The organism is Pseudochrobactrum lubricantis (assembly GCF_041929865.1).
GTDB lineage: Bacteria > Pseudomonadota > Alphaproteobacteria > Rhizobiales > Rhizobiaceae > Pseudochrobactrum > Pseudochrobactrum saccharolyticum.
Genome location: NZ_JBHEEE010000004.1, coordinates 104,346 through 126,878, shown reverse-complemented (window position 1 = coordinate 126,878; position 22,533 = coordinate 104,346). Strand labels below are relative to the sequence as shown.

Below are 22,533 nucleotides of genomic sequence, written 5' to 3'. Positions count from 1 at the left end.
GTGAACGGCTCTATGAATTGCATAAATCATGCTATCCGGCATTTTCGTTTGTATCGGGCGGCGGCATCACTGACGCCGCCCGAACAATATTACTTCACATGCGGGAGCTGTTCCCACTGGTGATAAGGCGGCGGCGAAGACAGCTGCCATTCCAGTGTTGTTGCACCCTCACCCCATGGATTTGCACTTGTGGCACGCTTTTTCGCAAAAGCCTCAAATACACCATAGAGGAAAACCAGCACCGCAAAGCCGGAAATATACGAGCCGTAGGACGACACCATGTTCCAGCCTGTATAGGCATCAGGATAGTCGATATAACGGCGCGGCATACCGGCAAGACCGAGGAAATGCTGGGGGAAGAACACCAGATTCACACCGATAAATGTGAGCCAGAAGTGAATTTTGCCGATGGTTTCATTGTACATGTAGCCGAACATTTTCGGGAACCAGTAATACCAGCCCGCAAAAATCGCGAATACGGCACCCAGCGACAATACGTAATGGAAATGCGCGACAACATAATATGTGTCATGCAGCGCACGGTCGAGACCGGCATTGGCTAGCTGTACACCGGTCATACCACCAACGGTGAACATGAAGATGAAGCCGATTGACCAGATCATCGGTGTGCGGAAGTCAATCGAACCGCCCCACATTGTGGCAATCCACGAGAAGATCTTGATACCGGTCGGCACCGCAATCACCATGGTCGCGAACACAAAATAACGCTGCGTATCAAGTGACAGACCCACCGTATACATATGGTGCGCCCAGACCACAAAGCCGACAACACCGATTGCAACCATCGCATAGGCCATGCCGAGATAACCGAAAATCGGCTTCTTCGAGAAGGTCGAAATCACGTGACTGACAATACCGAAGCCCGGCAGGATCAGAATATACACTTCCGGATGACCGAAGAACCAGAACAGATGCTGATACAGGATCGGGTCACCGCCGCCTTCAGGTGCGAAGAATGCTGTCGCAAAGTTACGGTCTGTCAGCAGCATGGTGATCGCACCGGCCAGAACCGGCAGCGACAACAGAAGCAGGAAGGCTGTAACCAGAACAGACCATGCAAAAAGCGGCATTTTATGCAGGGTCATGCCCGGCGCACGCATATTCAGAATGGTTGTGATGAAGTTGATCGCACCGAGAATGGACGACGCACCGGAAATGTGGATCGACAGAATTGCGAAATCCACTGCAGGTCCCGGCTGTCCCGAAGTCGACAGCGGCGGATACAGCGTCCAGCCGCCACCTGCGCCCCAGCCACCGGCAGGACCCGGCACGAAGAAGGAAATCAGCAGCAACAGCAATGCCGGAGGCAGCAGCCAGAATGAAATATTGTTCATGCGCGGAAACGCCATATCAGGCGCACCGATCATCAGCGGAACCATCCAGTTGGCGAAACCACCGATCAGCGCAGGCATAACCATGAAGAAGATCATAATCAGCGCATGCATGGAGGTAAACACGTTGAACATATGCTTACCGGCATCCAGTGCCGCATCGCCTTCAACGCCATAGACCATAGAAGCCAGACCATGGAAAATCTGGATACCAGGCTCCTGCAATTCCGCACGCATAGCGATGGACAATGCCCCGCCGATGATACCGGAAATAATCGCAAAGATCAGATAGAGTGTACCGATATCCTTGTGATTGGTCGAATACACCCAGCGTACCCAGCCGCGCGGCTTGTGGTCGTCATGGTGTGCATCCGCCCCTGCGTGAGGGGCTCCCTTTCGGGTATCGTGAGCTGTTGTACCAGCCATAAGATTGCTCCCGTTCTGAACGAATACCAAATGCCCTTTAGGGAACCAAAACAGGTATTCTAAAATATTGAACTACCACATGAATTCCGTCTTAAATCATATTTGATTTTTAAGCAGCCATGCGGTTCGTGACCTGTAAAAACCCAAGAGCCTGACGAAAACTCCGTTCACGTCAGGCTTATAATCAGTTTCCGGCAACAGTCACGGTCTTGTTGTCATTTTCAATTTCGGCCATCAGCGTCTTATTCGCACCGGAAATATCCGTGCGGGCAGCAGCAAGCCATGCATCATAACGCTCCTGTGAGACAACGCGCACAGCAATCGGCATATAAGCATGATCTTTACCGCATAGTTCAGAACACTGGCCGTAATAGAGCCCTTCACGGGCGGCCTTGAACCATGTTTCGTTATTACGTCCCGGAACACCATCCATCTTGACGCCGAAAGCAGGCATTGCCCATGAGTGGATCACATCGGCAGCTGTCACCAGCAAGCGGACAGTCGTATCCACAGGAACCACAACTTCATTATCAACGGCCAGAAGACGCGGATAAGCAGCCAGATCCTGTTTACCGGCGCTCGCACGATCTTCGTCTTTCAGCAGAAGCGCATCAAAAGAAAGCGGCTCTTCTGTCTGATATTCATAGCCCCAGTACCACTGATAACCTGTTGCTTTAACAGTCAGTTTTGGCTCATCCGGAGAATATTGCGCAGTCAGAAGCTGGAAGGACGGAATGGCCAGAAACAGCAGAATAATGACCGGACCCAGTGTCCAGATCACTTCAATCGTTGTGTTATGGCTGGTTTTGGAAGCAACCGGATTTGCGCCTTTACGGAAGCGCAGGATGCACCACAAGAGCAGCAGCATCACCAGACCGGTTACCGGAATAATGAACATCAGCGAATAACGCTCAAACCAATGTATCTGATCCGCAATTTTTGTTGCGGAATCCTGCCAGCTCAGCTGCCAGTCAACCGGCTTGTCAGCCAGTGCGCCCGCTGCAGACGCCAAAAGACCGGACACTGCGCCGAATGCAACCGCGCTGCCGGTCAAAATATGTTTTTTCATCGCAGAATCCTTACCTGCAACGGCTTTATTTGTGGCAATAACCCTATCCACCAGCATCTTCTCCCGATTATAGCCTTGCCGGTTAATCGCGGACATAGCTCTTCCCCAGCCAATGTCCCGTTCCCCCACCGTACTGACAACACATTATAGCACCAAGCAAGGAAGGCGAAGATTTTCCCGTGCGGCATTTTTGCGCGTAATACAACTCAAAAACACGGGTCTTTTCCGGTTCATCCCGCAAACTACCGGATATAAAACCTTCCAAATCAATCTATAAAAACACATAAAATCAAAGGGTTGAAAATAGAGAGCGGTACAACGCGACCTTTTACAGATTTTGTCTGCCCGGAAAAATCTCAAGGTTTTCCTGATTGCCTCAACCGCGCCAAAACAGCCCAAATCTGCAGATCACGCCTTATTCCGGCCTCAGAACGGAGAATCAATTCATAGTCCGGACTTATTTGCATTGATCTGGATCAAGTAAAATACAGATAAAACAATGCGCCGTGCATCCTGTAGAAAGCTGCTGCAATATCCTGAAAAGCACGGCAGATTTCAAACGCTGCACACTCTTTCAGATCAGCCTGCAATTCACGGTGCTAAAACGGAGGGAAGATGCTGAAAACTGTGCATGGCATAGCGATAATTTCGGCAATGCGGATTTAGAATGGTGTTCACAATCTGATTTATACTAAAACTTTACCTTATCCGGTTCAAATTCCGCCATTATCCATGTACACAGAATAAAAAGCATGGCTTTCTGATTTGCCGGTTTCCGGAAATGACGCAAAGCCCTCTCTTAAATACGCTTTCAAAGGGTAGTTACGGCTCGCGCCGCATTTACCGATGTAATGTTTACCGAGCCGCCAAAGGTATCATAAATATGCACCATTTCTCTTCTGTCAGCCGTAAAGTTGCCGCTGCTCTGCTCGGTGCAGGCCTTATGGCTGTATCCGCCTCTGCTGCTTTTGCTCAGACTGCACCGCAGCCAACCGCTTCCGGTGCATCGCAGAAAAACGGCACTTTGCGCTCTCAGCATGGCGCATGGTCCATTCTTTGCGACAAGCCTGCCGGTGCCAAGACTGAACAATGCGCGCTGATCCAGAATGTGATCGCTGCTGACCGTCCTGAGCTCGGCCTTTCGGTTGTCGTCCTGAAAACCGCTGACAATAAAGCGCGTATCCTGCGTGTGCTTGCACCACTCGGCGTTTTGCTGCCAAACGGCCTCGGCCTCAATGTGGACGGCAAAGATATCGGCCGTGCTTATTTCGTGCGCTGTTTTGAAGACGGCTGCTATGCGGAAGTTATCCTTGACGACGCGCTGATCGACACGCTGCGCAAGGGTAAGGCCGCGACTTTCATCGTGTTCCAGACACCGGAAGAAGGCGTGGGTATTCCCGTTGAACTGCAGGGCTTCAGCGACGGCTTCAACAAGCTGCCATAAGCTCTTCAATCTGATTAAAACGCCGCCGCTCATATTTTGACGGCGGCGTTTTTATTTTATCCCGCTGTCCGGCTTGTCCCACGGCAGCAAACTCGCCATATACAAAGAACAATCACCCGTCTGATACAGGACACAGCCGCTGTTCCGGAGTAAATCTATGAGTTCCACCACGTCCCGAAGCCTGATTGATGAATTCGATGTCAGCCGTGACAAGGTTGAAAAACTGGTTGCGCAATCGCTCCACGGCAGTGAAGACGGTGAACTTTATCTGGAATATGCGGAATCTGAATCTCTGGTTTTTGATGATGGCCGCCTGAAAAACGGCTCTTTCAATCAGGGACAGGGTTTTGGTCTGCGTTGTGTCTCCGGTGAGACGGTCGGCTATGCCCATTCCGGCGAACTGACCCATAGCGCCCTGCTTCGTGCATCCGATGCAGCATCCGCGATTTCCCGCGGATCGTCCGGCACTTACAGTGCAGCTCCGGCTGGTACAAACCGCCATCTCTATACGGATGTGAACCCGCTCGGCTCTCCGACTTTCAATGAAAAAGTCGTTCTGCTTCAGCAGATTGACGGCTATTTGCGCGCCAAAGACAGCAAAGTGCGTCAGGTCAGCGTCAGCATCGGCGGTTCATGGCAGCAGGTAGAAATCTTGCGTGCGGACGGAAATTTCGTCCGTGACATCCGTCCGATGGTACGCCTGTCGATTTCCGTTATGGCCGGTCAGGGCGACCGTCAGGAATCCGGTTCCTATTCCATGGGTGGCCGTCGCCTGTTTGAAGATTTTATCGCTACAGGCTCATGGCAGCACGCGGCAGATGAAGCACTGCGTCAGGCTTTGGTTAATCTCGAAGCGATCCCTGCGCCTGCCGGTACTTTCGACATCGTCTTGTCCAATGGTTGGCCGGGCGTGATGTTGCATGAAGCCGTCGGCCATGGTCTTGAAGGTGACTTCAACCGCAAGCAACTCTCGGCCTTCGCAGGCCTCATGGGACAACAGGTTGCCGCCAAAGGCGTGACCGTAGTCGATGACGGCACAATTACTGACCGTCGCGGCTCGCTGACCATTGATGATGAAGGCACACCGACCAACAGCACTGTGCTGATCGATGACGGCAAGCTCGTCAATTACATGCAGGATCGCCAGAATGCCCGCCTGATGGGGATGAAACCAACCGGCAATGGCCGTCGTGAATCCTATGCCCATGCACCAATGCCACGCATGACCAATACGATGATGCTCTCCGGTGACAAAACACCGGAAGAAATTATCGCCTCCGTTAAGAAAGGCATCTATGCGGTGTCTTTCGGCGGTGGTCAGGTGGATATTACCTCCGGTAAATTCGTGTTTGGTTGCACCGAAGCCTATATGATCGAAGACGGCAAAGTGGGCGCGCCGGTCAAAGGTGCCATGCTGATCGGCAATGGTCCTGATGCCATGCATCGCGTATCGATGATCGGCAATGACAGCAAGCTCGATAACGGCTCCGGCAATTGCGGTAAAGGCGGCCAGTGGGTGCCGGTTGGCGTTGGTCAGCCGCATCTGCGTATGGATCAGATGACAGTCGGCGGAACGGCTGTATAAACATGAAAAATTTAAATGGTTTAACCGCCGTCATCACCGGCTCCGGCCGTGGTCTTGGCGCTGCAATGGCGATGATATTGGCGGATGCCGGTTGCAAAATTGTGCTCTGCGCCCGCAATCAATCTGCACTTTCGACGATTGCTGACCAGATTGAACAGCGTACAGGTCAACGTCCCGATCAGGTTGTGGTTGATCTTGCTGATAATGCCAGTATCGGCCGTGCCATCGCGCAGATCACAGAAAAATATAACACGATTGATCTGCTGATTAATAATGGTGCGATGTGGCTGGAAGCCAGTGATGAACCGCATAGCGAACAAGAAGTGTTCGGCACGATCAATGCTGCGGTAACCGGCAGTTTTCTGTTTACGCAAGGGCTGTTGCCGCTGCTGAAAAACTCATCCAGACCAGATATTGTGACCATCGGCTCGATCAGCGCATTGCCAAATGCACCGCTGCATAGTGTGGCTGTACCGTTTTATGCTGCGAAACATGCACAGGCAGCGATAGCAACAGGCTTGCAACAAATGCTGCGCGGCACGCCGGTGCGCTCACTCTGTGTGCACCCGCCCTATCTGGATGATATCTCACCGGCGGATACGGAATGGGATGCCATTCCGGAGCGCGTCAAGGGTGAGCGCGCAACCAATCGCGATGTTTGTGAAGCAGTGATGTTTGCGATCACCCGACCACGCCATATCACTCTGTCGTCAATCACAATTGATACGGATGAAGGCGGGTTGTTCGGCTGAACACCCGCCCTCTCCTGATTATTTTTTCGAGAGCAGCGCCACGGTTTCAACATGGGATGACCACAAGAACTGATCGACAGGGATAATCTTGTCGATCTTGTAACCGCCCTTGACCAGAATGGCGAGGTCGCGTGCCAGTGTCACCGGATTACAGGAAACAGCCGCGACTTTTGGCACGGATGATTTGGCAATCTGCATTGCCTGTTCTTCAGCACCGGCACGCGGCGGATCGAAAACAATACCCTGATAGGCATTGAGATCCTTATGCAGGATCGGACGGCGGAACAGATCGCGTCGCTCATGGGTAACCGGTTTCAGTCCCTGCACATGACGGATACCACGATCCAGTGCGGCCAGTGCCGGTGCATCATTTTCCACCGCATGAACCGCCATCGTCTCAGCCATACGCAGAGCAAAAGTACCGACACCGCAGAACAGGTCAGCCGCTTTTTTGACCTTTTTGAAATGGCCGATCACCAGCGCAACCATGGCTTCTTCAGCTTCAATTGTTGCCTGAAGGAAACTGCCGGACGGAATATTCACCGGTACTTTGCCGAAGGTAATCAACGGCTTCTTTGGCTCCAGAATGATCTCACCGTCAACACTGAGACGGGCAAAACCCAGCTCCATCATCAAAGGCGTAAGAATACGGCGCGCCGCATCATCCGGTGTCGGGCAGCCGCTTGCAGCCAGATCAAGGCCGGATTCCGTATCAGTAACCGTCAGTTTAAACGGCTTTGCACCATCGGCCAGATGAATAGCGACTTTGCGCAGATCGTCCAGACGGGAAATAATCGCCGGAACTGTCACTGCACATTCAGAGATGTTGATCAGCTCATGGCTCTGGTGACGGTTAAAACCAAGCAGCAAACCGGCTTCGGTTTTGCGGATAGCGAAAGTCGCACGGCGGCGGCTCTGCTGTGCGCATGGCACCAATGGCGCCAGTTCATATTTCAGCCCGCGACCATCAAGACTGGCTGCAACCAGTGAGCGCTTCCATGCCTGATAGGCAGACATTTCCCAGTGTTGCAAGACACAACCACCGCAATCCTCGAAATGGCGGCAGGATGGTTCTACACGCTGTTCAGATGTTTCCAGTAGCGCCATCAGGCTGGCGCGGTTCTTATCCCGCGCAACATTGGCAACCTCACCCGGCAAGGTAAAAGGCACAAAAACCTGACCATCCGGCAGCTGGGCAACACCATCACCACCGGCACCCATCGCATTAATTGTAACACGCAAACTCATCAAACATCGTCCTTCGCGGCGGCAGCTTTGTTCTTCCTGCCTGCCAAAATATATTCCTGATTGCCGTCACCACCGGTAATCGGTGAGGCACAAAATCCTAAAGCCTGCCAGCCGGACTGCGCATTGAGCCAATTCTGCAAATCCAGCGCAATCTTTTCACCCTGCGACGGGTCTTTCAGAATACCGCCTTTGCCGATTGCTTCGCGCCCTGCCTCGAATTGCGGTTTCACCAACAGCAGACACCAGCCGTCATCCGCGCAAAGATCAAGCGCATTGGGCAGCGCCAGTTTCAGCGAGATGAAGCTGACATCCGAGACAACAATCTCAATCTTGCGTTCCTGCAAATGGCTCGCATCCAGCACACGGGCATTCAGCCCTTCGAGATTGGTAACGCGTTTATCGCCACGCAAAGTCTCATGCAACTGATCGTGTCCGACATCGACGCAGATCACATGTTCTGCACCGCGCTCCAGCAGCACTTGTGTGAAACCACCGGTGGATGCACCGATATCCAGTGCTGTCTTACCCTCAACCTCAAAACCAAAATGATCGAGCGCAGCCGTCAGTTTCAGCGCCGCACGGGAGACAAAACGGCTCGCCGGATCATCCACTGCCAGTTCGGCCTGAGCCGTCACGTTCTGACCGGCTTTAGTGACCACCTGACCATTCACGCGCACGGTACCACGTGCCACCGCATCGCGGGCACGCGAGCGCGAAGCAAACAGCCCGCGCTCTACCAGCGCCTGATCAAGGCGTATCTTATCTGTATTTTCACTCATGCTGCCTCAATGAAGGAGACAGCAGCTTAGCGCAAGATGTTTTATCCGCGCATGTCTATCAGCATGGCACACCCTGCAAGCAGATTATGCCCGCAGTCCGCCGCCTGCCTCACCGGTCAGCACATCACGACCGAGCGCTGCAAAGGCCGCTCGTACGATGCCTGCACTATCCAAACCTGCACGGGCATACATAGCTTCAGGCTTGGCATGATCCATAAATGCGTCCGGCAAAGTCAATGTGCGAACCCGCAAGCCATGATCCAGCGCACCTTCATTGCTGAGATAATGCAGCACATGCGCACCAAAGCCACCTGCCGCACCTTCTTCAATCGTGAGCAGCACCTGATGTTCTTTGGCAAGACGGCGGATCAGATCATGATCCAGCGGCTTGGCAAAACGCGCATCAGCAACAGTGGTCGAAAGCCCCGCTGCATCCAACTCATCAGCAGCAGCTAAGCATTCCTGCAACCGCGCACCAAAGCTCAAAATCGCGATTTTGCTGCCTTCGCGGACAATACGGCCTTTACCGATTTCCAGAACAGTACCACGCTCCGGCAGATCAACACCAACACCATCGCCACGCGGATAGCGGAAGGAGATCGGTCCTTCTTCATATTCCGCAGCCGTGCGCACCATATGCACCAATTCTGCTTCATCTGATGCAGCCATAACCACAAAACCCGGTAGATTGCTCAGGAAAGCAGTGTCGAAACTCCCCGCATGGGTGGCACCATCCGCGCCAACCACACCGGCACGATCAATCGCAAAGCGCACCGGCAAATGCTGGATTGCCACATCATGCACGACCTGATCATAGGCGCGTTGCAGGAAGGTGGAATAAATCGCCGCAAAAGGCTTCAGCCCTTCGGCAGCCAGACCGGCTGCAAAAGTCACTGCATGTTGCTCAGCCATACCGACATCGAAAGTACGCTTCGGAAAGGCCTGTCCGAAAAGATTAAGCCCTGTTCCGTCCGGCATTGCGGCAGTCACGGCCACAACCTTTTCGTCGTGTCGCGCTTCTTCAATCAGCGCATTGGCGAAAACTTTTGTATAGCTTGGTGCATTTGCAGGCGGTTTTGACTGCTTGCCGGTAATGACATCGAATTTATTAACGCCGTGATATTTGTCAGCAGCGGCTTCCGCAGGGGCATAACCTTTACCCTTCTGAGTCACCACATGCACCAGCACAGGCCCCTCAACATTATCGCGGATATTTGTCAGAACCGGCAGAAGATGATCGAGATTATGACCATCCACAGGGCCGACATAATACATGCCCAGCTCTTCAAACATTGTGCCGCCAGCCCAGAAACCACGGGCAAATTCTTCCGTTTTACGGGCTTTATCCTGAAAGAATTTTGGCAATTTCTTGCTGATCTGCTTCGCCATCTCGCGCAGGTTGCGATAAGTCGGCCCAGAGACCAGACGCGCGAGATAGGCGCTCATCGCACCGGTCGGTGGCGCAATCGACATATCATTATCATTGAGAATAACGATCAGACGGGCATCCAGCGCACCGGCATTATTCATCGCCTCATAGGCCATACCGGCAGACATGGAACCGTCACCGATAACCGCAATCACATTGCGCTTCTCACCCTTGAGCTCACTTGCCACAGACATCCCCAGACCGGCGGAAATCGAGGTGGATGCATGGCCGGTGCCGAAATCGTCATATTCGCTTTCAGCACGTTTGGTAAAACCGGACAGGCCACCCTCCTGACGAATGGTCGGCATACGCTCGCGTCGTCCGGTCAGAATTTTATGCGGATAGGTTTGGTGCCCCACATCCCAGATCAGACGATCATTCGGCGTATCAAACAGATAATGCAGCGCCACAGTCAGTTCTACCACACCAAGGCTTGAGCCGAGATGACCACCGGTACGGGACACTACATCGATCAGATCTGCACGCAATTCATCCGCCAGTTGCGGCAATTGTGCTGGATCCAGTTTTCGCAAATCTTCCGGCAAATGCACCTGATCCAGCAATGGCGTGTGCAGTTTGTTATCAAAACCGGTCATTGGGAAAACCTTATTATTCTATGGACAGTCAGAACAGGCGGAGATTAACGGCTTTGTTTCCCATCCGCCTGTATTTTGCAATCAGCTATATCAAATATTTATTCAGGCAGCGGGATAAATTCTTCCGCATCGCCCGGTACAATATCAAAGCGGCGGCTGCGCCACTCTTCCTTTGCCTGTTCAATACGTTCTTTTGATGATGAAACGAAATTCCACCAGATATAACGGCGGCTGTCCATCGCCTCACCACCGAAGACCATGATCTGTGCACCCTCACCGGCGAAATTTTGTGGCACGGCTTCAATCACAATATCATCGCCCTGCCGGAATGCCAGCAGCTGATTATCAGTGAAAACCTCTCCGGCAATGCGCACTGCACCGCTCAGGATATAAATCGCCCGCTCTTCCTGCACCGCAGGCAAATGGAATTTGCCACCCGCCTCAATAAACACATCCGCATAGAGTGTCTCGCTATAGGTCGGCACATCGGATTTCAGCCCATGCATATCGCCGATCATCAGGCGCATACGGAACTCTTTCTCCTCCAGCCACGGCAATTGCTGCACCGTATGATTGCTGAATTCCGGCGCCATATTTTCAGAGCGTTCCGGCAAGGCAACCCATGTCTGCACGCCGGAGATTGCCAGCGGCGACCCGCGCATTTCCTCCGGTGTGCGCTCGGAATGCACAATGCCGCGTCCCGCCGTCATCAGATTGACCTCACCGGGATTAATCACCTGCTCGGTACCGAGACTGTCGCGGTGTCGGATATTACCATCCAGAAGATAAGTAACCGTTGAAAGCCCGATATGCGGATGCGGTGCCACATCCAGCGCCTGCCCGGCCCGTAATAAGGCCGGTCCCATCCGGTCAAAGAAAATGAAAGGCCCTACGAGCCTGCGCTTTGCAGTCGGCAATGCACGGCGCACCTGCAAACCGCCCACTTCACTGGTGCGTGGAATAATCAGCGTTTCAATTGCATCAATCGACTGATGATCACCGGGAACCGGATCCTGACCGGGAAAGAAGCTCACAAATCTGTCCTTTCAGAAACAATGAAACGCCCAGAGTGAAGCATTTCCGGCTTAAGTTAAGCCATTGAAATACCTGACCCACCAGCTTTCAAACGCATCCGCACCAAAATCTGCAACAGATTTTCGGGATGCATTTTAAACAGCATATCATAAAATAAGAAATGTCCGGAGTTTTACATCCGGACATTCCATCACAAATCAGTCAGACAGGATCGGACACTAATGCCTGTTATTTCTGACCAAGCATTTTCAGCAATTGCTGCATATCCGGCACCTGACCATTCGCTGTCAGCTTGTCAACAATGCCCGGCAGTGCTGCGGAAAGCTCTGCCAGCAAATCCTGTTCATTGACACCCGTCTGACGGGCAATATCCGAAATTGTGTTTTTGCCAATGGCATTGCCAAGCTGGTCCGGTTCGATTGGCGCATTGCTGCCGGAACCAACCCAGCTATCAACTTTATCTGCATGGCCGGCCTGTGTAAGCTGCTCAAGCAAGCCGCCTAAACCGCCGCCAAGTCCACCGCCGCTGCCGGTCTGTCCGGCTTGTCCTGCGGCTGTGCCACCCAGAACACCGCCAAGCAAGCCGCCAAGAACACTGCCGAGGCCGCCAAGGCCACCCGCCTGTGAATCTGCCTGCGTGCCTGCCGGAGCATTCGCCTGCTGTCCGCCGCCGAACACGCCGCCCAGAAGATCGCCGAGACCGCCGCCGGATGCGGCCTGATCCGGCGCATTCACCTGAGGCTGTTCATTATCATCGGATTTACCGCTGAACATACGACCAACGAGCAATGCACCAAGTGCAATCAGAACCGGTTTGGTCAGACTGCCGCCCGGTACCGGTTCATTATTTGAAGAGTCACCACCAAAAAGGCCCATTTTATACTTCCTCCAAACCTGCTGAAATGCCGGATACTTAGCAGCATCGCGCAAAAATATTTACTTGGCAAGATTGTCACTTGCCAAGCATGTAATGATATGGGAGCGTTTTACCGAGTTTCCAGAGTCAGCCTCATGAATTTGCCAGCACGTGAATTTAATTGATGGTCTGCGTTCCGGTTTCTTTGATTTTCGCATTCTTGCAGCGCCGGATGTGATCTGTCTCTGTAAAATGCTTTTTGCGAAACGGAGAACATACAATGTCAGTTATCAGCTGGATTATTCTCGGTCTCATTGCCGGTTTTATCGGCAGCAAAATCGTCAACAAAAGCGGTCAGGGTATGCTGATGGATATTGTCCTCGGCATTGTCGGCGCGGTTATCGGCGGTGTTATTTTCAATTTCTTCGGTGCGGCGGGTGTTACCGGCCTGAATATTTACAGCCTGATTGTTTCGGTAATCGGCGCAGTGGTCGTGCTGTTCCTTTATCACGCAATCAGCGGCCAGAGGCAGCTGCGATAAACATAAACAGGCACGAACATGCATTGGGTTGAGCCATATATTGCCGCTTATGGCTCAATCGCTCTGTTTATCATCATTTATTTTGAAAGCTTCGGTGCGCCGGTACCGGGAGAGACACTGCTTATTGCTGCATCCCTGCTGGCGCAACAAGGCGAACTGTCTTTACCGGTTATGTTATTCGCGGTGTTTCTCGGCGCGATACTGGGCGACAGCACAGGTTATCTGATCGGCCATTTTGGCGGGCGGAAAATTCTGATCCGCTTCGGCCCCTATATCAAGCTGACACCGGAACGGCTGGAGCAATTCGAAAAACTGTTTGAAAAATACGGCAGCGGCATTGTCATCACTGCACGCTTCTTTGCTATTTTACGCCAGTTAAACGGTATCATGGCTGGTGCCTTAAAAATGCACTGGCTGAAATTCGTCTCCGCCAATATTATCGGCGCGGCACTCTGGACTTTAGTCTGGGGTGCTGGCCCGTATTATTTCAGCGCCTTGTTTAAAAAGCTGCTTTAGAGGCTGATCTATAACCGGCTGTATCATCGGCGTACAAAAAAGCCCCGACATCGCGGGGCTTCGGTTTAACTGGCTGCCGAACAATCACTCAGGATCAAGCGGTTCGGTGCCGGTTGGCTGACCGTCGCGGCTGAGTTTGATTTTCTCGACTTTATCTTCTGCTGACTGCAGCAGTTTTTCGCAATGATTTTTCAGCGCTTCACCGCGTTCATAAATCAGGATCGACTTTTCCAAAGGCACATCACCGCGTTCCAGATCATCGACAATTGTTTCCAGCTGCTTGAGCGCCTGTTCGAAGCTCATCACTGCAATATCATCATTGGAAGCTTGTCCGGTGGTGTTCGGCTCGGTCATAATTTATCCTTTCATTAAACGCGTAATATGCGCTGCGGCGGAAAAGGACAAGCCCTGTAAATCATATCCGCCTTCAAGAAAACTGATCAGCCGGTTATTACAAAACCGGTCGGCGCGCTCCATCACCTGCCCTGTCACCCAATCATAATCTGTTTCGGTCAAATTAAGTTGAGCCAATGGGTCAAGATAATGACCATCAAAGCCCGCTGAAATCAAGATCAGATCAGGGCGAAAATTGTCCAATGCCGGTAAAATACGGGAAGTAAAAGCTTCACGAAACTCCCGACTGCCACTGTCAGCAAGCAAAGGCGCATTCACGATATTACCGACACCGGTCTCCTTGACCAGACCAGTACCCGGATAAATCTGCGCCTGATGTGTTGAACAGAACAGTACATTCTTATCCGCCGCGAAAATGTCCTGCGTGCCGTTACCGTGATGCACATCCCAATCGATGATCGCCACACGTTCCGCACCAAAATGGCTCTGCGCATAACGGGCAGCTATCGCGGCCGTATTGGTGATGCAGAAACCCATCGCCGTATCGGCCGTCGCATGATGACCTGGCGGACGGGCAGCAATAAAGATATTATCCGCTTGCTCGTTAAATACATCTTCGACCGCAGCAAGGGCAGAGCCGGTTGCTGCCAACACGGCATGCCAGCTTTGCGGGCTGACATAGGTGTCCTGTCCGACATTCACAATCGGTTGCGCCATGCCGGAAGCAACCTGTTCTTCATCAAGCGGATCGGGAATCTGTGCTTTAATTTGCTTCAGGTAAGAGGCCGGATGCACAAGCTCCAACGCCTGCTCATCGGCAACAGGTGCCTCCACCTGATCGAGCGCATAATAATCATAGCCTTCCAGAACGCTGAATAAAGCCCGCAACCGATCCGGACGCTCAGGATGCCCCGCCGGCGTCAGATGCTCAAGAAAGACCGGATGCGAGTAAAGTCTGGTTGCCATAATATCCTGTATCTGCCTGCTCAGAGCATAATTTCTTAAATTTGAATCAGTTTAAGGTAAAATTATGCTCGCATTTTAAAGCGTTAGGGCGAGTTTTGTGCGCCCAATGGGGCGCACGGCGCTCTAATCAGGCAGAATAAAGTTACAAGATTTCAGTTTTAAGAATAGTAATACCGAAACCTTCCAATCCGACATAATGGCGCTCTTTGGAAGCCAGCAGGCGGATGGAACTGATGCCGAGATCTTTCAGAATCTGCGCACCAAGACCGATCTGGCGCCATTCTTCCTCACGCGCCTGTGCTTCTTTGTGCTCTTCCCTGTCATGATTTTCCGCACGGCGGCGCGACTTGTCATTTTTACCGACGCCGACAGACCCTTCACGCAAGTACACCAGCACCCCGCGCTTTTCCGCAGCCATTCGCTTCAGCACGGCATCAAGGCCGGAACCGGCACCGAATGTATCCGCCAGCACATCTTCCCGATGCAGACGCACCGGCACATCTTCACCGTCACGGATATCGCCGAAAACCAGAGCCACATGCTGCATCGGCTCCCACGGCAACTGATAAGTAAATGCACAGGCGTGACCCGCCGATGTGTCCACTTCGGTCTCGCCCATGCGCACAATCAGCGTTTCCTTGCGCTGGCGATAGGCGATCAGATCAGCCACCGTAATGCGGTGCAATCCGTGTGTTTCCGCGAATTCCGTTACCTGAGGGCCGCGCATCACAGAACCATCATCATTGACCAGTTCGCAGATCACACCAACAGGCGGCAAATTGGCCAGCTTGCACAAATCAACAGCCGCTTCCGTATGACCGGAGCGCATCAGCACACCGCCTTCACGCGCTACAAGCGGGAAAATATGCCCCGGACGCACGAAGTCCGCAGGGCCAGCATTCGGGTTCGCCAGATTGCGCACAGTCAGCGTGCGGTCATCTGCCGAAATACCGGTTGTCGTGCCGTGTTTATAGTCAACGGTAATGGTGAAGGCAGTAGAATGCGGTGCATCATTTTCCGCCACCATTGCCGTCAGATTGAGGCGTTTGGCCTCCTCTTTCGGCATAGGTGTGCAGACGATGCCGGAAGTATGGCGCACGATGAATGCCATTTTCTCCGCTGTACAATGGACAGCGGCGACAATCAGATCGCCTTCATTTTCGCGCCCGTCATCGTCCATAACAACAACGATTTCACCGCGTTCAAAAGCACGGAGTGCATCAACAACCTGTTTCTGATTATAGCTCATGCTTCACTCCGTAATCTTTCAAAGAACATCACATATAACTGCTCTGGCCGCATCGAATTGAGACGCGGCCAGCTTGGAGCATAGTTTTCATACGCGACCGGTCTGGCCCCATGGTTATCAGATGCGGCCAGTCTGGCCCCATGGTTATCAGACGCGGCCAGTCTGGCCGCGGTGACGCAAATAATGATCCGCAATCGCGCAAGCGAGCATTGCTTCACCAATCGGCACAGCACGGATGCCAACGCACGGGTCATGACGGCCTTTGGTCATGACATCCACTTCCTTCTTATCCACATCAATCGAACGACGTGTCGTGAGAATGGATGAGGTTGGCTTCACGGCAAAACGGGCAACAATCGGCGCACCGGTTGCGATACCGCCAAGAATACCACCGGCATTATTCGACAGGAAGACCGGATTGCCATCGGCATCAATGCGCATTTCGTCGGCATTTTCTTCACCGGTCAGCGTCGCGGCCTCAAAGCCATTACCGATCTCAACGCCTTTTACCGCAGGGATCGACATCAGATTGGACGCAATATCCTGATCCAGCTTGGCATAAAGCGGTGCGCCGATACCGGCTGGAACACCTTCAGCCACAACTTCAATCACTGCACCAATAGATGAACCGTTTTTGCGGATACCATCGAGATAGCTGGCAAACAGCTCTACTGAGCCTGCATCCGGTGTGAAAAACGGGTTATTATCGACCTCTGCCCAATCCCAGCGGGAGCGGTCGATCTTGTGAATACCCATGCCGACCAATGCTGCACGGATTTTCAAACCCGGAACGACTTTACGGGCAATCGCACCGGCAGCAACACGCGCTGCGGTTTCACGCGCAGAAGAACGTCCGCCACCGCGATAATCGCGCAGGCCGTATTTCACATCATAGGCATAATCCGCATGTCCCGGACGATACTGGCGGGCAATCTCACCATAATCTTTTGAACGCTGATCCACATTCTCAATCATCATGGAAATCGGCGTGCCGGTGGTGGTCATCACGCCGTCTTCACTGGTGAGAACACCGGACAATACCCGCACCTGATCCGGCTCGCGGCGCTGCGTGGTATATTTTGACTGACCCGGTTTGCGCTTATCAAGATAGGCCTGAATTTCAGCTTCGGTAAATTGAATACCCGGAGGGCAGCCATCAATAATACAACCCAACGCCGGACCGTGGCTTTCGCCCCAGGTCGTCACGCGGAAAAGATGGCCAAAGCTGTTATGCGACATAGAAAACCCCAAGATTGAACCGGTTCTTTGCGGCTCATTTTAATTTCAGTTTGGTAATCTGTTTCTATTCGCCTTTTAAGCAGTGGTCAAACGAGAGAAAGACCGGCGCACAAAAAAGCGGCGCTAATCGATACCGTTTGCGGTATCGGCACCAAACAACCGGAAAATGTTGCGAAAATCTGCGGATATGATCTAGTCTCTCCAGTAGAGCGTTTCAGAGAAGCAGGTCGTGCTAATGCCATAATTGACCTGCAGCTTCGGAACCGGATTTTATAACGCACAAGGATTTCTCATGCGTATTTTGGCCATTCTCACGGTGTTACTCGCCCCGCTCTTTGCAGGCACAGCGCTTGCAGACGATGCTGAGGGTAAGATCACCAAGATCAATGAAGATACGGAAACCATTACGCTGGACAATGGCAAAGATTACCGCCTGCCCGGAGAATTCGATTATAGTGCGATTGAAAAGGGTATGAAAGTTATTGTGACCTATGATCTCGTCGATAATGTTCGCTATATCAGCAATATTGACGAAGCCGACGGCGGTTAAACCCGTAATTACCGGCCATCATAAAATGACAAAAGCGCCGTTTCCGGCGCTTTTTTATTATACAGAAGCTGCTTTATTCAAACCCATTCAAGACGGTTGTTTTCAAGCTTCAGAAGCTTGTCCTGCGGCACGGAAAGATGCGCTGCATCCTGCCCGCTCATGCCTTCGACCAGATAAAACAAAGTGCGAATGCAACCGCCATGGGTCACACACACTGTTTTGCCCTTCACGCTTTCAAGCCATTTGGCAACGCGTCCTGAAAGAATCATGTAGCTTTCGGCATGTTCGCCTGGCGGAACAAAGTTCCATTTGTCACGCTCACGCTGCTGCAAGAGACTTGCGCTACCGACACCGGCAGCCTCGAACTCTTCCATCATATGCCCCTGCCAGTCACCGAAATGCACCTCCATCAGCAAAGGATCGGTGCGGTAAGCCAGCGGGTCGAGCCCCATACGGGTGCGGATACGCTCCATCGTCTCACGGGTACGGCGCAGAGGACTTGCAACAAAGTCAAATCCTTCTGCGGTACCAATCAGCGACTTCAGCATATCGCCGTTGCGGTCAGCCTGTGTGCGGCCATGGGCATTGATATCAATGTCCATCTGCCCCTGCACACGCTGGGAGACATTCCAGTCCGTCTCGCCATGACGCGAGAAGTAAATGATTTCCCGTGCCATTCCTGCTGTCCTCAGTCTTTTACAACCGAAATATCCGGTGCATCCACGGCTTTCATACCGATTGTATGATAACCGCTGTCCACGTGGTGAACTTCACCGGTCACGGAACGGGAAAGATCGGAGAGGAAATACAGGCCTGAATCGCCGACTTCTTCAATGCTGACGGTACGACGCAGCGGTGCGTTATACTCGTTCCATTTCAGAATATAGCGGAAATCGCCGATACCGGAAGCTGCAAGCGTTTTGATCGGACCGGCGGAAATCGCATTAACGCGAATATTCTGCGGGCCGAGATCAACAGCCAGATATTTCACGCTGGCTTCCAGTGCGGCCTTGGCAACACCCATCACATTGTAGTTCGGCATGACTTTTTCTGCACCGTAATAGGTGAGTGTCAGCATTGAACCGCCATCTGTCATCAGTTTCTCCGCGCGCTTAGCCAGCGCAGTAAAGGAATAAACCGAGATCAGCATTGTGTTGGAAAAGTTCTCTGCCGAAGTATCGAGATAACGGCCAGTCAGCTCATCCTTATCAGAGAAGCCGATAGCATGAACGAGGAAGTCGAGCTTACCCCATTTCTCTTCAATCAGAGCGAAAACCGCATCCATGGATGCGTCGTCAGTCACGTCGCAATGGCCGCAGACCAGCGCGTCCAGTTCAGCCGCAAGCGGCTCGACGCGCTTCTTCATCGCATCGCCCTGATAAGTTAAAGCGATCTCCGCACCGGCATCCCGTGCAGCCTTGGCAATACCCCAGGCGATTGAGCGATTATTGGCCAGACCCAAGATCAGCCCGCGTTTTCCTTGCAACAAACCGGATTTGGTGGTCATTCACCATACCTCATAAAAAAATATAATCTGAATAGCTGCCTATCGCACAGCACAGCATTGGCTTCAAGCAAGGACAGTAAATTTTGTCCCCCTTCCCCTTGAAAGCAGGTATTTAAGTGCAAATATCAGCTTGTTGTTTCTAATATGTAACGGTTCCCGTCAGCAATATAAAGCAGTATTCACGGGCGCGAATCCACCCGTGAATCACTTTATCCTGCCCGTGAACGCAATAGCGATTCGAGCTCTTCATCACCATTTTCAGGCAACATAATCCGGATATGCACGAATAAATCCGCAGCATCTCCCGTTTTATTAGGCAATCCTTTGCCCTTCAGACGCAAAATCTTATCCGAGCTTGACCAGGCAGGAATACGCACAGCCACACGTCCGCTCAAAGTTTCCACTTCAGCACGGGCACCAAGCACCGCATCACTGAGTTGCACCGGCAAATCAAGATGCAAATCACGCCCGTCCTGACGGAAACGCGGGTGTTTTTTGAAATTGATTGTTACCAATGCATCGCCGTCAACAGCACCGGGAATGGTTTCTCCCTGACCTTTCAGGCGGATCGTCTGGCCGTCCTCAACATATTTCGGCAGTTTGATCGACAGTTTCTTGCCGTTCGGGAAAACCGCCTCAACCTTCTCGGCTCCTGTCGCCTGCTCCAGAGAAACAGAGATCGAGGCTTTCAGATCCGGCGCTTTTGACGGTGCGCGACTACGTGTCCGGCTTCCGCCGCCGCCAAAGCCACCACCGAAAATGCTGCTCAGAATGTCCTCTGCGCCGTCAAAACCACCCTGCTGGAAGCCACCTTGCCCGCCAGCACCACCACGACGGAAGCCGGCAAACGGATCGCCCTGAAAACCACCACCTTGGCCACCAAAACCATGACCGGCAAAACCTGCCGGTTTTCCTTCGGCATCAATCTCGCCACGGTCAAACTGACCGCGCTTGTCTTTGTCGCCGATAATTTCATAGGCCTGATTAATTTCGGCAAATTTCTCCTGCGCCTTCGGATCATCCTGATTCTGGTCCGGATGATATTTCTTGGCCAGTTTACGAAAAGCAGATTTTACTTCTTCAGGCTTCGCCGTTTTAGCGACGCCCAATACGCTATAGGGATCGCGCATAATATTCCTTCATGGCTGCGGTGATTGCTAAACAGAATCACCTGTCATCTGATAAGAGCTTAGCGCATGTCTCCCAAAAGCGGGTACCGGTTTTGGGACAAAGACATGCGTCAAATCAAAAAGATAAAGCGAGTGCAGTAGATCAAACTTCACACAACACGCTTTAGCGCATACGACACCATTTTACCGCGCGGATTAAACACCCGATCAGCTTGTAAAGACAGCGACAGTGTTTCGCGGCATGGTTCCGGCATGCTTTATACAGCAATATGCGTATCAATACGGCTGTTTTCCAGATGTTAAACGGCAAATATAGCCGTTCATCTGCAAAACTTGGCCTTCAATTTCCGTATAATTGTTAAATCGGGGCAAAAGAGGTTAAAGCCCAGGCACCGCCCTGCGCCATACAGGCCTGTCCGCGATAAAGCGCAGCGCCGTCAAAGGCTTCGCGCGAGGTTTCAAATTCGCGGCACAGTCCGGCATCCGTCTTTTTCTCGGCGACAGTCGTGATTGTCCCCTGACTGCCGGTATCCGGATTAGCCCAAGGGATCGGTGTCTTGCCCCATTGCGTGAAATTCAGAGCGGAGACCACATTCCGGATAGTGTTCTGATCCGATACTTTACTGCTGTCATTGACTTCTGCTGTCACAGCAGGCTGTTTTGCGACAGAACCGGTAATACTGTTTTTATCCGGCATCGCTTTTTCAAGATCAAAACCGGACATTGCGCAGCCGGACAGGACAGAAACAGTACAGGCGACCATAAGAAAACGGCAGGATGCCCCCCGCATCAACTGCAAAAAACCGCTTTTCCGTAATTCTGAAGTCATTGTAGTGACTGGCAAATGATCGTCCTGACAGGCTGAAGAACAGAATATCCGTAAAGACATTCCGGTGTTAATTGAAAACAGGCGTTTATTATGTGCCGGTCTGCGTTAACAAGCGGTTTGTGCAGAAGGTAAACAAATCGATAGCAGCCGTCAAAGGCTTCTGAAACATGTTTTCACAGCATTCCGCATATGCGCCCGTTTATTCGCGTTTTGTGATTATTTCTTGTTGTTTTCGCGGCTATTTCCGATCCGCAGACTAAAGACGCAACACGGCCTTCATCCGATATCTCAGCCGGTTTTTTGTACAATAATAAACTTGCGGGTCTTCACAAGCACAGCCGGTCATGCAACTTATGCTGGTCATGATGATGGAAGCGCGGGTTAAGTACCGCTGAAGCCTTCCGATTACCAAGCAAGTGAACATACCGATATGACGACATCAGCGAATGATTTTACAACTGCAACCGAACCTTTTCGTCTGTTTGCAGAATGGTTAGAGGATGCAACAAAATCCGAGCCGAATGATCCGAATGCTGTTGCAGTGGCAACCGTAGACGAAAGCGGCATGCCGAATGTGCGCATGGTGCTGCTAAAAGATTTCGATGAGCATGGCTTTGTATTTTATACAAATTACGAGAGCCAGAAGGGTTGCGAAATCCTGTCAGCCGGTAAAGCGGCCATGTGCTTCCACTGGAAATCCCTGCGCCGTCAGATCCGTGTGCGCGGCCCTGTCGAACAGGTAACGGCAGAGGAAGCTGACGCCTATTACAAGTCGCGCCCGCGCGGCAGCCGTATCGGGGCATGGGCTTCCAAACAATCCCGCCCGTTGGAAAGCCGTTTTGCACTGGAAAAAGCGGTTGCCGAATATACTGCACGTTATGCTATCGGTGAAATTCCGCGCCCTGAATACTGGTCGGGCTTCCGCATCAAACCAACCTATATTGAATTCTGGCATGACCGCCCATTCCGCCTGCATGATCGTTTGATCTTCAAACGCGATGCACCGGAAGGCGATTGGACAACACAGAAATTCTATCCGTAAACAAAAAAGCCGCTCTTTTTCAGAGCGGCTTTTTTATTA

The 22,533-nt window shown here is 52.1% G+C and carries 22 protein-coding genes; 7 read left to right on the top strand and 15 right to left on the bottom strand.

Annotated features, from left to right (window positions below; translation table 11 throughout):
- Positions 1–89: 89 nt before the first annotated feature.
- On the bottom strand, positions 90–1,778 hold the full coding sequence (gene ctaD / locus JNC80_RS09805; protein ID WP_022711681.1) for a cytochrome c oxidase subunit I: 1,689 nt from the start codon (positions 1,776–1,778) through the stop codon (positions 90–92).
- 184 nt (positions 1,779–1,962) lie between these two features.
- On the bottom strand, positions 1,963–2,847 hold the full coding sequence (gene coxB / locus JNC80_RS09800) for a cytochrome c oxidase subunit II (RefSeq protein ID WP_033316145.1): 885 nt from the start codon (positions 2,845–2,847) through the stop codon (positions 1,963–1,965).
- 883 nt (positions 2,848–3,730) lie between these two features.
- On the opposite strand from coxB, the gene JNC80_RS09795 reads away from it, so the two are divergent.
- From JNC80_RS09795 to JNC80_RS09785, 3 genes are all read left to right on the top strand, one after another.
- Positions 3,731–4,291 carry an invasion associated locus B family protein gene (locus JNC80_RS09795; protein ID WP_022711683.1) on the top strand — a complete coding sequence of 187 codons (561 nt, stop codon included), beginning with the start codon at positions 3,731–3,733 and terminating at the stop codon, positions 4,289–4,291.
- 157 nt (positions 4,292–4,448) lie between these two features.
- A complete protein-coding gene (tldD, locus tag JNC80_RS09790; protein ID WP_376710202.1) occupies positions 4,449–5,876 on the top strand; it encodes a metalloprotease TldD in 1,428 nt (475 codons plus the stop codon).
- A 2-nt stretch (positions 5,877–5,878) separates the two neighbouring features.
- Complete coding sequence (locus JNC80_RS09785) at positions 5,879–6,628, top strand: SDR family oxidoreductase (RefSeq protein ID WP_376710201.1); 750 nt, start codon at positions 5,879–5,881, stop codon at positions 6,626–6,628.
- 18 nt (positions 6,629–6,646) lie between these two features.
- Here JNC80_RS09785 and JNC80_RS09780 read toward each other — a convergent pair whose 3' ends face one another.
- The 5 genes from JNC80_RS09780 to JNC80_RS09760 form a co-directional block, all read right to left on the bottom strand.
- Positions 6,647–7,876, bottom strand: a complete 1,230-nt coding sequence (locus JNC80_RS09780) for a class I SAM-dependent RNA methyltransferase (protein ID WP_376710200.1) — start codon at positions 7,874–7,876, stop codon at positions 6,647–6,649.
- On the bottom strand, positions 7,876–8,655 hold the full coding sequence (locus tag JNC80_RS09775) for a TlyA family RNA methyltransferase (RefSeq protein WP_376710199.1): 780 nt from the start codon (positions 8,653–8,655) through the stop codon (positions 7,876–7,878). The genes JNC80_RS09780 and JNC80_RS09775 overlap by 1 nt, the downstream gene beginning before the upstream one ends.
- An 84-nt stretch (positions 8,656–8,739) precedes the next feature.
- On the bottom strand, positions 8,740–10,680 hold the full coding sequence (gene dxs, locus JNC80_RS09770; RefSeq protein WP_376710198.1) for a 1-deoxy-D-xylulose-5-phosphate synthase: 1,941 nt from the start codon (positions 10,678–10,680) through the stop codon (positions 8,740–8,742).
- Positions 10,681–10,778: 98 nt separating this feature from the next.
- Positions 10,779–11,714: a pirin family protein gene (locus JNC80_RS09765; RefSeq protein WP_151158290.1), complete on the bottom strand. Its 936-nt coding sequence runs from the start codon at positions 11,712–11,714 to the stop codon at positions 10,779–10,781.
- 229 nt (positions 11,715–11,943) lie between these two features.
- On the bottom strand, positions 11,944–12,591 hold the full coding sequence (locus JNC80_RS09760; protein ID WP_376710197.1) for a YidB family protein: 648 nt from the start codon (positions 12,589–12,591) through the stop codon (positions 11,944–11,946).
- Between the two features lie 260 nt (positions 12,592–12,851).
- Here JNC80_RS09760 and JNC80_RS09755 point away from each other — a divergent pair, with 260 nt between their 5' ends.
- Positions 12,852–13,112 (top strand): GlsB/YeaQ/YmgE family stress response membrane protein, encoded by a 261-nt coding sequence (locus tag JNC80_RS09755; RefSeq protein WP_022709973.1) that lies wholly within the window; start codon positions 12,852–12,854, stop codon positions 13,110–13,112.
- A gap of 18 nt (positions 13,113–13,130) precedes the next feature.
- Complete coding sequence (locus tag JNC80_RS09750) at positions 13,131–13,628, top strand: DedA family protein (RefSeq protein ID WP_376710196.1); 498 nt, start codon at positions 13,131–13,133, stop codon at positions 13,626–13,628.
- An 84-nt stretch (positions 13,629–13,712) separates the two neighbouring features.
- Here JNC80_RS09750 and JNC80_RS09745 read toward each other — a convergent pair whose 3' ends face one another.
- The 4 genes from JNC80_RS09745 to aroC all read right to left on the bottom strand — a co-directional run bounded on the left by JNC80_RS09745 (position 13,713) and on the right by aroC (position 17,436).
- Complete coding sequence (locus JNC80_RS09745; RefSeq protein ID WP_022709975.1) at positions 13,713–13,982, bottom strand: exodeoxyribonuclease VII small subunit; 270 nt, start codon at positions 13,980–13,982, stop codon at positions 13,713–13,715.
- 3 nt (positions 13,983–13,985) lie between these two features.
- Positions 13,986–14,948, bottom strand: coding sequence for a histone deacetylase family protein (locus JNC80_RS09740; protein ID WP_376710195.1), 963 nt, complete (start codon positions 14,946–14,948; stop codon positions 13,986–13,988).
- A 142-nt stretch (positions 14,949–15,090) separates the two neighbouring features.
- Entirely contained in the window at positions 15,091–16,197 is a 1,107-nt protein-coding gene (gene ribB / locus JNC80_RS09735) for a 3,4-dihydroxy-2-butanone-4-phosphate synthase (protein WP_075654473.1), read from the bottom strand.
- A 147-nt stretch (positions 16,198–16,344) separates the two neighbouring features.
- Complete coding sequence (gene aroC, locus JNC80_RS09730; RefSeq protein WP_213596964.1) at positions 16,345–17,436, bottom strand: chorismate synthase; 1,092 nt, start codon at positions 17,434–17,436, stop codon at positions 16,345–16,347.
- A gap of 292 nt (positions 17,437–17,728) precedes the next feature.
- Here aroC and JNC80_RS09725 point away from each other — a divergent pair, with 292 nt between their 5' ends.
- Positions 17,729–17,986 carry a DUF1344 domain-containing protein gene (locus JNC80_RS09725; RefSeq protein WP_022709980.1) on the top strand — a complete coding sequence of 86 codons (258 nt, stop codon included), beginning with the start codon at positions 17,729–17,731 and terminating at the stop codon, positions 17,984–17,986.
- 77 nt (positions 17,987–18,063) lie between these two features.
- On the opposite strand, the gene JNC80_RS09720 is transcribed toward JNC80_RS09725, so the two are convergent.
- The 4 genes from JNC80_RS09720 to JNC80_RS09705 form a co-directional block, all read right to left on the bottom strand.
- Positions 18,064–18,663: a histidine phosphatase family protein gene (locus JNC80_RS09720; protein ID WP_116087062.1), complete on the bottom strand. Its 600-nt coding sequence runs from the start codon at positions 18,661–18,663 to the stop codon at positions 18,064–18,066.
- An 11-nt stretch (positions 18,664–18,674) separates the two neighbouring features.
- On the bottom strand, positions 18,675–19,493 hold the full coding sequence (gene fabI, locus JNC80_RS09715; protein WP_116087060.1) for an enoyl-ACP reductase FabI: 819 nt from the start codon (positions 19,491–19,493) through the stop codon (positions 18,675–18,677).
- A gap of 209 nt (positions 19,494–19,702) precedes the next feature.
- Positions 19,703–20,623, bottom strand: a complete 921-nt coding sequence (locus JNC80_RS09710) for a DnaJ C-terminal domain-containing protein (RefSeq protein WP_376710194.1) — start codon at positions 20,621–20,623, stop codon at positions 19,703–19,705.
- Between the two features lie 358 nt (positions 20,624–20,981).
- A complete protein-coding gene (locus JNC80_RS09705; RefSeq protein ID WP_338019243.1) occupies positions 20,982–21,413 on the bottom strand; it encodes an RT0821/Lpp0805 family surface protein in 432 nt (143 codons plus the stop codon).
- Positions 21,414–21,882: 469 nt separating this feature from the next.
- On the opposite strand from JNC80_RS09705, the gene pdxH reads away from it, so the two are divergent.
- A complete protein-coding gene (gene pdxH / locus JNC80_RS09700) occupies positions 21,883–22,494 on the top strand; it encodes a pyridoxamine 5'-phosphate oxidase (RefSeq protein WP_022711642.1) in 612 nt (203 codons plus the stop codon).
- The last annotated feature ends 39 nt before the right edge of the window (positions 22,495–22,533 follow it).